General features: G+C 48.8%; 9 protein-coding genes. 5 read left to right on the top strand and 4 right to left on the bottom strand.

Annotated elements, in window-relative coordinates:
* Positions 1-154 precede the first annotated feature (154 nt).
* The 4 genes from ACO6VE_RS07570 to thiI form a co-directional block, all read right to left on the bottom strand.
* Entirely contained in the window at positions 155-838 is a 684-nt protein-coding gene (locus ACO6VE_RS07570; protein WP_422449921.1) for a DUF2057 family protein, read from the bottom strand.
* Positions 839-964: 126 nt separating this feature from the next.
* Positions 965-3,724 (bottom strand): hypothetical protein, encoded by a 2,760-nt coding sequence (locus ACO6VE_RS07565; RefSeq protein ID WP_422460642.1) that lies wholly within the window; start codon positions 3,722-3,724, stop codon positions 965-967.
* 244 nt (positions 3,725-3,968) lie between these two features.
* The gene (locus ACO6VE_RS07560) at positions 3,969-4,472 is read right to left on the bottom strand and encodes a dihydrofolate reductase (protein ID WP_422449923.1); all 504 of its coding nucleotides are present in this window, start codon (positions 4,470-4,472) and stop codon (positions 3,969-3,971) included.
* Between the two features lie 83 nt (positions 4,473-4,555).
* A complete protein-coding gene (thiI, locus tag ACO6VE_RS07555; protein ID WP_422460640.1) occupies positions 4,556-6,013 on the bottom strand; it encodes a tRNA uracil 4-sulfurtransferase ThiI in 1,458 nt (485 codons plus the stop codon).
* Between the two features lie 675 nt (positions 6,014-6,688).
* Between thiI and glnA the strand changes: the two genes are divergently transcribed.
* The 5 genes from glnA (at position 6,689) to ACO6VE_RS07530 (ending at position 12,552) form a co-directional block, all read left to right on the top strand.
* Positions 6,689-8,092, top strand: a complete 1,404-nt coding sequence (gene glnA, locus ACO6VE_RS07550; protein WP_101746446.1) for a glutamate--ammonia ligase — start codon at positions 6,689-6,691, stop codon at positions 8,090-8,092.
* A gap of 256 nt (positions 8,093-8,348) precedes the next feature.
* On the top strand, positions 8,349-8,909 hold the full coding sequence (locus ACO6VE_RS07545) for a DUF4124 domain-containing protein (protein ID WP_422449925.1): 561 nt from the start codon (positions 8,349-8,351) through the stop codon (positions 8,907-8,909).
* A 411-nt stretch (positions 8,910-9,320) separates the two neighbouring features.
* Complete coding sequence (gene glnL / locus ACO6VE_RS07540; RefSeq protein WP_422449926.1) at positions 9,321-10,394, top strand: nitrogen regulation protein NR(II); 1,074 nt, start codon at positions 9,321-9,323, stop codon at positions 10,392-10,394.
* Between the two features lie 3 nt (positions 10,395-10,397).
* Positions 10,398-11,876 carry a nitrogen regulation protein NR(I) gene (gene glnG, locus ACO6VE_RS07535; RefSeq protein WP_422449927.1) on the top strand — a complete coding sequence of 493 codons (1,479 nt, stop codon included), beginning with the start codon at positions 10,398-10,400 and terminating at the stop codon, positions 11,874-11,876.
* A gap of 181 nt (positions 11,877-12,057) precedes the next feature.
* Positions 12,058-12,552 (top strand): hypothetical protein, encoded by a 495-nt coding sequence (locus tag ACO6VE_RS07530; protein WP_422449928.1) that lies wholly within the window; start codon positions 12,058-12,060, stop codon positions 12,550-12,552.
* Positions 12,553-12,564 lie beyond the last annotated feature (12 nt).

The raw sequence follows: 12,564 nt of genomic DNA, 5'->3' as shown, positions 1-12,564 counted from the left end.
GACTGTGCCAATCACCCTTCGACTCCGCTCTGGGTGAACGGAGATTGTACACATCAAACTCATTGAAATGGTGTGCTAGAGCAACGCAGGAGCAGTAGTCGCGTAGGGCAGTCTATTCTCGGACAACCTCCTGGGTTAACTGCAAACGAGCAGGCTACTTCCCGGTTTTTTTACTGTCAGAAACCCACTGAAGGAATCGTTCACGGGTTGTTTCATCCGCCTGGTTGTACCAATACTGCAGCATGCTTTCACTCATTGGCTGAGCCATTGCCGGTGCTGGCATGACAGAAGGTTGAGCAACCTGATATGAGACACCTTGCGGGTTAGCAATATAAACGGTTCCGGCCATTGCCCGAACAGCCGCCGGGCTGTCAGACAGGTTAAACTTCTGGATATCCTCCAACGTGTCTCCGCCGATTAACAGCCCGGATTTATTAAGCACGCTGAACTCAAAGGGAATCGCCTGACCTTTGGCATTGGTAATTGAGAATTGGGCCTTTGGCGACTGTGACAGTTTATCGGTATCCCTTGCTGTTTTCAGTCTCGGGGCATTAATGGTGTAGGCCTGATCACCAGACAGGTCAAACGTCATGATATACGGGCTGGTGGTAAACATTTTGGTATCACCACCGTCCCTCACCAGCGTTTTCAGCTGAAATACCAACTGATGACGGCCGTTGCCAAGAGAGAGGTCCTTCTTGCTGCCCAGATGATCGGCATCTTTACCATCAAGAACCAGCAGCTTTGTTTTCTCAGGCAGTACCAGTGTATTGTCAGCAATAACCGGCATGGCCAGAGTGGATACCAACAGTGCACCCAACAGACGACGTACAAACATAAGGCAGTGTTCTCCTATAGACAATCTATCGATTATAGGTTGGTACAACTACCGGTTCGTATTGTTGCTTTCCGAAGTTGTGGGCTTGAACTGTGGGCAGCGGCGCTATCGATGGCCAGGACACGGCTAAACCGGATCAATCGGGCGCTGGTTGCCAATTGGGTGTTGAGGGGATTGAGAAGAGTTATATTTGCTGCCAATAACATAAGTAATAATGCTGTGGAACAGCCTGAGAGTCTCTTCGTGCTTCTGGTAACTTCCTTCTCTTTGTGCTTTTTCAATCCAGGTTCTTAAGTCAAGCAGTTCGTCCAGACTATCGAGTTCTCTGATTTCCTTGAGTGCCAGGCCTTCTGATATTTCTCCTGTACGAAACCGGATAATCAGACGGCCACAGGGTTGGTTTCGGATAGAGTGCAAGAAATCCTCTGATGATAAACGCTGATGTTTATTGTGAGAATGCTGATCCGCTGATTCTCTCACCCGGTCAGCCCCTGGAGTGTATCTGCGTTCCTGGCCTTCGGATACAGTAGTAACAACCCGTACACTATTACCAATCAGTGTTTTGGCTATTTGTTTGTTCCAGTTGGCGCTTTTTTCCTGAACAACACGATAGAATGTACCGAATGCACTGTTAATTTCCTGATCAAGCAACTGTTGTAAGGCGGCATGTTTAAGGATAACTATCGCGGCTTCTTCATCACTCATTGACTCATACGGCCCTTTGTTGAGCAGTTCACTTCGCTGTCTGGCTTCTTCCAGACTGTTGCCAATGTCTTCCATTGATTTTATCGACTGGAGTAAATGATCAACCATTGGCTCCAATTCCTGTTTGGCCAGTGAGCGTAGCGTACCAACTTCCTCGCGCCCTGTTCTTAGCCGTTTGCCAAACAGTTGTCTGGTATAATCAGGCTGCTTTTTAATAATCTTTGCCATTCTCTTTTTATTAACTTTGGTATTTGCATGATCGGCAGCCATATCCGTAAAAAAGAAAGCCACATAGCACAAGACTCCACTCAAAGTAATCTTTGGAGCGACAGGGGTTAAATTGATGGTGCTTCCTCTTTTTCCAGCTATTTTGAAAATTTTTACCAGGTTTTTATATAAGGTTCCTTTGACTTGGGTATAGAAAAAATCCTGAATCATGCTTTTCAAAATCCCGGCTGATTTAAAGGCCACAGATTCTTTTTTAGGCTCAATTCCCGCATTATCAGAATCCGGTTGACTTGCTGTGTGCCGGGCAGGATTCATCCAGTGAGGAATGATTTGCTGCATCCATTTTTTTTCATTGGTTTTTATCTGGTAGCCGTGAATGGTTAACTTTCTGTTTGTGGTGACACTCTTGAACAGTTCTTCTCTTTTTTCAGGAGGCATATCTTTAAATTTTGAATTCCACAGGTCTTCCAGATCCTTTATATGCCGGTTTTCAAGAATGGTGCGGCTGATCACGACATTCTCGATAAGCTTGTCAAAGTAAAATAAATTGGCTTTCAGTTTTTTTCTTCGCTCAAAGTACAGTGCTTTCTCATTCTCTAAAGCAATAGACTCTGCCAGTGTCTTCTGTTCCTTTTCTGCCATTGTTTTGAGTTTTATTGCCTGTTTTTCGAGATCGGCATAAGCGTTGTATATCTGTGAAAAGGTTTTATGAGTGCATCGATAACGAAGTTTGTTGATGAGCTTTTTTCTTTTCTTGTCGTTTGACTTATCAAAGTTGGTATAGTCAAAGTCAGCGTATTTTTTTATTTGTTTAAGTCCTCTGACCATCCTGACCCTGCGCCAGAGTTCGGTACTGGAAGACCAGAAAGCGATGTAACCCAGGTCAGTGATCAGTCCGACAGCAACGGCAATACCAATGGCAATTCCAGCAGGTGGGAAAATAGCAGTGAGGATGGCTCCAGTAAGTAAAATAAAGAAATTGTAAATCTGGTTTCGTTTATTGCGTAAGATATTTCTCTTTATTCTGTTGCCAATATCTTTAAGGTGTATATTTGCAAAAAAACGTTCTCCTGAAGCCAGTCGTTGAATATGTTTACTGTCTTCTTTCTCGATAAAATGACCTGTTTTCTTCGGCTCAGGTAGCTGAGGAAGTGGCGGCTGCTGATGATCGAGGGCTGCACTGTCAATACTTTTTACTTTATTGCCGGTTGCTGATTTTTGTTCTTCAATGGGCAGAACCAGGTTGTTTCGTAACTCTTTTTTAAACTCAAGCATTCGTTCAAAAGTGAACGTTTTTTCATCTTTTATGCCAACCTTTATTAATAAGTTTTTAATATATTCATATTGTTGTTCAGGATGCACTCCATATTGCTCTCTTCCCTGAAGTTGTTGCTGCATGACGGGTAAGCCGGAGGTTTTTTCATACTGCATTGCCAGGCGAATTTTTCTATGGATATGCGTCAGTAGTACTTGCTGCAGGAAGCCATCAGGTGGTGTTTTACCTTTACGTAAATACTCATAGGCCATATCCATGCTGCTGAGTTGAATGGATTTGACGACAGCTTCCATCGTTTCTGTGCTGATAGCGATATTTCCATCCGAAATACCCAGTCTGCCATCTTCTGATCGATGCAGCTTGATGTGGCCAGCATGCAGTTTTAATGCAGCAAGTACCTTCTGTGGGTTCTCTGGATTGTATTTGGTCAGATCATCAACCAGATCACTCACTGTCATTGAGGGGGCAGGGTGAATAAAGCGATTTATTTTTTCCTTACAGAAAGAGATTAAACGGTTATGCCAGTGCCTGGATTCAATATGCTCAGCCGCTTGAATGGTGGTCTCAACCGATTTTATTTCCCGGGTATCCGTGGCGTGTTGACCTTTACCGGGTTCGGATGGCGGGTATCCTGCGTGGTGCGAAGAAATATGATCTGTAGATGGTATCCGGGGCATTCCTCATTCCCTAAGGTAACCCTTATTAAAGGCTTGAATTGACTTATTGATCATTTGTAAAAATGATGCATTGCCTGCCCAGCGAACAATATAGAAAACAGACAACTTTTCCATGCAACATGACAAGCTGTTCAACTAACTATAGACAATCAGAATTGGAGAAAAGTGCATTTCCTGCATCTGAAGCGGCAGGAAATGTGGCTTATACCAAGGGGGGAAGAGGAAAAACGACAGGTGCTGATATTCAGGTCCTGTCGAGCACCAGGTAACTGTAAGTCAGTGGCTGCTCATCTTCTGATTGGGTGTCTTCCCGGGAGATTTCCCGCCACTCCTGCGGGTTGATGTCCGGGAAAAAGGCATCACCGTCAAAACTTTGATACACCCGGGTCAGGTAAAGCCGGTCAGCCTGATCAATCGCCTGTCGATAGATCTGTTCGCCACCAATGACCATGATTTCTTCGTTACCGTTGATCAGGTTAGCCGCCTCCGCCAGGGCAATCCCATCATCCAGGCTGTGCACTACGCTGACGCCCTCATGGTGCCAGTTTTGATCCCGGGTAATGACGATATTGGTTCTGCCTGGCAGAGGCTTGCCCAGTGAGTCAAAGGTTTTCCGGCCCATGATCACAGGCTTTCCCATGGTAACCGCTTTGAAATAGCGCAGATCTCCCGGCAGATACCAGGGCATTTTATTATTGATGCCAATGGCGTTATTGTCTGCCACCGCAGCGATCAGGGCCAGTTTCATCCATGTTACTCCTTTTTTGAACCATACAGCTGTGAACCACAAAGACAACGCGTGTAAATCGCTGTGTCTTCCCGGTAGAAAATTTACGGCTTCGGGTTAAATACGCCAACATTCTCATGCCCTTCTTCCCGAAGGTGCATGGCATGCAGCTGACTCATTACACCCCTTTCGCAGTAGAGCAGGTAATGTCGATTGTTGTCCAGCTCCGGGAAGCGTGTGCGCAGCTGATAGAAGGGAATGATCACCACCTCGCGTCCGGGCATGGTAAATGGCTTTATCTCTTCTTCAGTGGGGTGACGAATATCGATAATCACTTCACCCTGATGTACTTCACTAACCACCTCAACTTCTTCCCGGGTCAGGTCATCCGCAATGATGTCGTGGATAGAGACCGTTCTCCGGCTTTGAATAGCATGTTCGAGTACATCGAAGTTGACCCGCTCCTCTTCTGCCACAATTCTCTCTACCCTGGCCCGGGTGGTGGGGTTTTTCGAGATCACTGCGCAGTATTCCGGAATATTACGAACGAATTCTTCAGTACCGATTTGTATGGATATATCGATGATTGCCTGCTTATCCATGGTAATCAGAGGCCGGAGCACCAGGGCATCGGTTACCGAGTCAATCACTGCCAGGTTAGGCAGTGTCTGGCTGGAAACCTGACCAATGGCTTCGCCGGTGACCAGTGCCGCCATCTCCATCTCTTTAGCCACCTTAGTGGCGGCCCTGAGCATCATTCGCTTGAGAATAACGCCCATCTGGGCGTTGTCCACTTTGGTCAGTATTTCTTCGACAACGCCTTCAAAAGGTACGGTAACGAACTTTACCTGGCGAGAAGAACCAAAACGGTTCCACAGGTAGAAAGCCACCTCTTTTACTGCCAGCTCGTGGGCATGCCCACCCAGGTTGAAGAAGCAGAAGTGAGTGCGGATACCGCGCTTCATGGTCAGGAAGCTCGACACCGTAGAGTCAAAACCGCCGGAAATCAGCGAGAGAACCGGCTCCTGAGACCCGAGGGGATAGCCACCCAGACCTGCTCCCCGCTTCTGGGTCATAAAATAGCGGTCATTCTTGATATCAATACGAACCGTTATTTCAGGATTTTTCAGGCTGACCCCTTTGGCTTCGGTCTGCTGGATAAGGCCGCCACCGACAAATCGCTCTACCTCAATGGACTGGAAATCGTGCTTGCCGGTCCGGTTACAGCGAACGCAGAATGTTTTGCCCGCCAGTGTTTCTGAGTGAGCCTCAACGGCTTTTTCCAGAACATCGTCCAGGCTGACCAGCTTGTGCTCCGCCACCTGTAGCCAGTAGGCTATGCCCGGGATATGGCTTAACAGGTCACCGACCTCTGCCATCAGGATCTGATCATTGCTACTGGTCGTGACTTCTATATGATCCCATACACCGCAGACATCGATATTCTCATCCACACGCTTGAGAATGGTGCGAATATTTTTACGCAGCATTTTAATAAAGCGTTTTCTTACCGGGGCACTTTTAATGGTGATTTCCGGAAACAGTTTGATGATGAACTTCATGGATCAGGAGACCTTGTGGGCTGGGAAGTCAAGGCGGGTAGGACGGATAACTTAACCATTCGTTAACGGCGCATTATACCGAATAACCGAGAGCTCTGGCACCCTTGTAGCACGTTGCAGGATGACCCCGGGAAACCGGCTTATATGGATCGTAATTGGTATTTGTCTCTATGCCGGTAAGTAATGCTGCAAATCCCCTGTCAAAGGGGTTACACTGTCAGCCGCTGTTTGGTCAGATGGGTGTAGTAAAAGCTGTTTGCACTTATTTGGTGCGCTTATGGTTTTCTCTGCACCGTATCGGGCGGGCTTTTTCCGGATCTTGAGGTGCCTTGCATTGTTCAGATGCGTGAGAGCCGTGAACATGTGTACTTTGAGCAGCCTGAGGAGGATAAGGCAAGCAAAAACTGTGTGAACCGGTCTGGTATCTGGCTGTTTCCCGGTCTCTTTTTGCTCAATGTTTGCCTTTTTTCAGATGTTCCACTGAAAAGCACTGTTTTTGTCCATCCCATCTGATCAAGTTGCAAAATGTGGCATAGCTATTGCTCATGGTCCAGCAAACGAATCTCCTGGCTGCTCGTTGATGAGACAGCAAAGAGATTGATCAGTAAACCGCCTGATCTGGTTGCCAGTGCGGTGTTTGTCCGGTTTTTTTGTCCTCCAGAGGGGAAATAATAAATGTCGAAGACTCTTAGCCTGATTAAGGAACATGACGTTAAGTGGGTTGATCTGCGTTTCACCGATACCAAGGGTAAAGAGCAGCACGTATCGATTCCCATTGGTGAAATAGACGACGAATTCTTCGAAGTCGGCAAAATGTTCGACGGTTCCTCTATCGCTGGCTGGAAGGGCATTAACGAATCCGACATGATTCTGATGCCAGATGACAGCACGGCTGTCATCGATCCATTCACTGAAGCCACCACCCTTAACCTGCGCTGTGACATCGTGGAGCCATCCACCATGCAGGGTTATGAGCGTGACCCACGCTCTGTTGCCAAGCGTGCCGAAGAGTACCTGAAGTCTACCGGCATTGCCGACACTGCGTTCTTTGGTCCTGAGCCAGAGTTCTTTGTGTTTGACGACGTTAAGTGGAGCGTTGATATCTCCGGTGCTTCTTACGAAGTGAACTCAGAAGAAGCGGCATGGTCTTCCAACGCCAAATTTGAAGGCGGCAACATCGGTCATCGTCCAAAAGTGAAGGGCGGTTACTTCCCGGTACCACCGGTTGACTCCCTGCACGACCTGCGTGCCGCCATGTGTGATGCCATGGAAGCCCAGGGTCTGGACGTTGAAGTTCATCACCACGAAGTAGGTACTGCTGGTCAGTGTGAAATCGGTGTCAAGTTCAACACCCTGGTAAAGAAAGCTGACGAAGTTCAGATTCTGAAGTACGCAGTGCATAACGTTGCTCATGCCTATGGCAAGACCGCTACCTTTATGCCGAAGCCACTGGTAGGCGACAACGGCTCCGGTATGCACGTTCACATGTCTCTGTCCAAGAACGGCGAGAACCTGTTTGCTGGTGACGGCTATGCAGGCCTGTCTGAAGAAGCCCTGTACTACATCGGTGGTGTAATCAAGCATGCCAAGGCCATCAATGCCTTTGCCAACGCTTCTACCAACTCCTACAAGCGTCTGATCCCGGGCTTTGAGGCTCCGGTTATGCTGGCTTACTCGGCCCGTAACCGCTCTGCTTCTATCCGTATTCCCTACGTGAACAGCCCTAAGGCCCGTCGTATTGAAGTACGTTTCCCTGACCCCACTGCCAACCCATACCTGGCCTTTGCGGCCCTGATGATGGCCGGTCTGGACGGGATCAAGAACAAGATCCATCCTGGCGATGCGGCTGATAAGGATCTGTACGATCTGCCACCAGAAGAAGCGGCCGAGATCCCAACGGTTTCTGCCAGCTTTGAAGAATCCCTGGCTGCCCTGGACGCTGACCGTGAGTTCCTGACGGCCGGTGGCGTATTCACAGACGACATGATCGATGGTTACATTGAACTCAAGAAGGAAGAGTGTCTTGCCGTTAGCCAGACAACTCACCCGGTAGAGTTTGATCTGTATTATTCTGTCTAAACCGTTTTTGCAGACCGGATAAGCTGTCGTTTAACCTCAAGCCAGAGCGAAAGTTCTGGCTTTTCTCTTTCTGATGAACCCTGTAAATGCACGACTGAATGGATGTAGGCGGCAGACGTACACAGGGGCCATTACCGGGAAATAACCAGCATGCGTTTTCCCCGTTACTACCTGTTAAAAAGTCTTGGTAACTATTAAGCTAACCAGTGCTCAACACGATATAAGCCGGATATGACTTCACTAAGGCAAGAGGCTCATGAATATAAAAAAGGCAATGGTTTGGTCTTTTCTGGCGGTGATTCTGCCCCTGGTATCAGTGAACTTTGCGTTTGGCACGATTTACAAAACAGTGGATCAGGACGGAAATGTGATCTTTACTGACTCCCGACCTGCGGATCAGCCCAGTGAGGAGGTCAAGTTACGCCCGATTACGCCAATGTCTCCAGCACCGGAGAATAAGCCTGAATTACCAAAACCTGCTCAAAAAGTGAGCAAGAAGCCCTACGGCAGACTGCAGATTATAGAGCCAGCCAATAATGCCACGGTGCGTAACCAGGGAAATTTCACGGTAAAAATTGTCACAGCACCCAAAATCATTGATGGTCACAAAGTTCGCCTGCTGCTTGATGGAAAGGTGGTGGCGGGCCCCAAGCGAAATTTAACCTTTGAACTTGAGAATGTGGATCGTGGTACCCACAACCTTGTCGTGGAGATCATTGATAACCAGGCCAAAGTCATTCAGTCGTCCAGCAATACGATCCATGTCCATCGAATCTTATTCACGCCCGCAGTATCTATAAACCCTCCTGCCTCCTGACGGCTGCACCAAAAAGGGGAGAGTGAGCTATAGGCTTTCCCCCACACTTTCAGACCAGCCCATAGTTTTGCTAGTTTAATCTCCATAAACCTGGTGCTCTGATTATATTAATGCACTATTATGGTGCAATTGAAGCTGGCAAGTTGGAATTAACGTTTGAGCATCTTTTCGATGGTACGTACTGATATGGCCCGAATAGATGAAATATCAGGCAGGTTGGAAGTTTCACGGTAAAAAGTCTGGCTTGCCATCAAGGGTGGTTTGGTTTTTGCATTAACGATAGCCAATACCGTTTCGCATCAGATTCAGGTCAACAGAGCCTGAAATGCACCATAAAAGTAATAACAATACCTGACCATGAAGCAGCTTTTACCTGGCTCTTTAGAAGAGATAATCCCTGAAACAGGAACTATGCAAAACATCATTCTGGATAACCTGAATACCGTGGTGATGGTGCTCGACCGGGAGTTCCGGGTGATTACCCTGAATCCGGCGGCAGAAACCCTGCTGGATACCAGTTTGAAAAGGATTCTGAACCAGCCGGTAACCACGGTGATTCCTGACGAAAACTTCAAGGCTGATCTGGATCGCAGTCTGTCTCAGTATCAGAAGTTTACCCGTCGGGAAACCGACTTTCCCATCAATGGGGAGATGATCAATGTGGATTACAGCATTTCACCCATCACCTGCGGGGAAGCAAGGCTGCTTCTGGAAATCAATCCCCGTGACCGGGTTCAGAAAATTACCCGGGAAGAGTCTCTGATCGCCAAGCAGGAAACCTCCAGAATTCTGGTTCGGGGGCTGGCCCATGAAGTAAAAAATCCCCTTGGCGGTATTCGTGGCGCGGCTCAGCTTCTGGCCAGGGAACTGGAGGACCAGGGGCTGAAAGAATTTACCGGGATTATTATCCAGGAAGCGGATCGGCTCCGTGACCTGGTCGACCAGATGCTGGGGCCGCTTCAGCCACCAAAAATGGAAGACCTGAACATTCATGAAGTACTTGAAAGGGTGATGCAGTTAATCAATGCCGAAACCGGTGGAGAACTCAGGCTCAAACGAGACTACGATCCAAGTATTCCCGATATACCGGGTGACTTTGAACGAATGATACAGGCCATTTTGAACCTGGTGCGCAATGCCATGCAGGCCATTGATCAGGCTATGCCGCGATCTGAAGGCCTGATCACCCTGAGAACCCGTATTGCAAGACAATTTACCATCGGCACCCAGCGACGGCGGCTGGTTTGTCACTTGTCCATTATTGATAACGGGCCAGGAATTCCGCCTGATCTGATCGACAATATTTTCTACCCCATGATCAGTGGTCGTGCCGATGGAACGGGCCTGGGGTTACCCATGGCACAGTCCATCATCAGCCTGCATCAGGGATTGATTGAGTGTGAGAGTAAGCCGGGTGAAACCATTTTTAACGTGTTCTTACCCATCACCAGAGAACCGCTTTCGCTGGATATGACACAGGAGTGAGGTATGAGTTTGAGTTCCAAAGTCTGGATCGTGGATGACGACCAGGCAATACGCTGGGTTCTGGAGCGGGCCCTGAATTCAGCCGGTATCGAAACACAATCCTTTGATGCGCCGGAAAAAGTGCTGGCAGCGCTGGAACACAGTGAACCGGAGGCCCTGATCAGTGATGTCCGGATGCCGGGCATGAACGGTTTGCAACTGATGAAGGCGGTTCATGAACGGAAGCCGGATATTCCCGTTATTATCATGACGGCACACTCGGATCTGGACAGCGCCGTGTCTTCCTACCAGAGCGGAGCATTTGAGTACCTGCCGAAGCCTTTTGATATTGATGAAGCGGTAGCGCTGGTCAAGCGCGGTCAGGAACATCGCCAGCAACAACTGGCTGAGGCAGCGGTTCCGGAGGCCTCCCTGCAACAGGAGGAGTCTACGGAGATTATCGGTGAAGCCCCTGCCATGCAGGAAGTGTTTCGTGCCATTGGCCGCCTGTCGCACTCCAACATCACCGTATTGATTAATGGTGAATCCGGCACCGGTAAAGAGCTGGTGGCCAGGGCACTGCATCGCCACAGCCCCCGGGCGGAGCGATCTTTTATTGCCTTGAATATGGCAGCGATTCCCCGGGACCTGATTGAGTCTGAACTCTTTGGTCACGAAAAAGGTGCATTTACCGGTGCCGGAGGCATGCGTCGTGGGCGTTTTGAACAGGCCGGTGGTGGTACCCTGTTTCTGGATGAAATTGGCGATATGCCCGCCGATACCCAGACCCGCTTACTGCGCGTGTTGGCCGATGGCGAATTTTACCGCGTGGGTGGGCACACGCCGGTTAAAGCCGATGTGCGAATTATTGCAGCGACCCATCAGAACCTTGAAAAACTGGTGGCAGAAGGCAAGTTCCGTGAAGATCTTTTTCACCGACTGAATGTCATCCGGGTACATCTGCCAAAGCTTAAGGATCGTCGTGAAGATATTCCACGACTGGCGCGTTTCTTTCTGGACAAGGCAGGCAAAGAGCTTGAAGTGGAACCGAAAATCCTGCACCCTGAAACGGCCGGTTACATCAGCACTCTGGACTGGCCCGGTAACGTCCGGCAGTTGGAAAACACCTGTCGCTGGTTAACTGTGATGGCCTCTGGCCGTGAAGTGCTGGTCTCTGACCTGCCCCCAGAGTTGATGGATAAGGGAGACAGTGACCTGGGTTCGGTAACCGGCTATGGCAGCTGGCAGCAACTGTTCCGCCAATGGTGTGATCGTGAGCTGGCAGCGGGGCAGGTCGGCATTCTTGATCAGGCGGTGCCTGCCTTTGAAACCATTGTTATTGAATCAGCACTGGCCCATACCGGTGGCCGTAAAAAAGATGCAGCAGAGTTACTGGGATGGGGCCGGAATACGCTTACCCGGAAGATTAAGGAGCTGAACCTGGAGCCTTCAGCGCCTTTGGAAGAGCCCTCAGCGCCTTTGGAAGAAGAGCTGATTGGTTAAGTACCGCAATATCTAAGGGCATAAACGACACGGAGACAAAAAGTTTTTATATCGTATTTCTGTTTCCATGGTTAAAAAGCTTACTCCTGATATAAGGAAATTTTACAGGACATAAGGTCAATAGTACGTCTTTCACACTGCCTATACTGAAAACAGGATGTGGCAGTAAGGCAGTAGCATCATGGAACGGACTCTATCTCTACGCCAGAGAATTGGCGCATTTTTCCTATTTGGTATATTTGCCGTCACTTCGTTGACATACGTTGAAGCAGCGACCCAGGGAAAACCGGGTAACACCTCCACCGGTTCATTTTCTATCACGCTCATTGTTTACCCGTCCTTGCAGTCGCAGGTTGTCATTGTGGATGAGAGTGCAACGGATGAAAACGGTAATCCGGATATTATCCCAACCAGTACGCTGAGTTTTGATCGCCCGGTTTCCCTCTGTGTCTCAGGGCGTGGCTTATCCCAATTCAGCCTGGCCTCCAGCGGTGCCGACGGTGTTGATTTAAGCGTCTCTGAGCCAGCGGGAGAAACCCGGATTACCGGGCAGCCCTCCGCCATATTTGGTGTTGAAAACGACTGCCGTAACAGCAGCAGACAATTGACTGCCCAGCCGGTAGCCGGTTTTCAGGGCTCAAAACAGCCTGCGACGTTATTGATTCAAGCCGAGTAAGGGTAAGTTTCA

This window comes from Endozoicomonas sp. ALB115, assembly GCF_049310245.1.
GTDB lineage: Bacteria > Pseudomonadota > Gammaproteobacteria > Pseudomonadales > Endozoicomonadaceae > Endozoicomonas.
The sequence above is the reverse complement of the archived record's forward strand: the minus strand, read 5'-3'. Positions and strand labels throughout refer to the sequence as shown.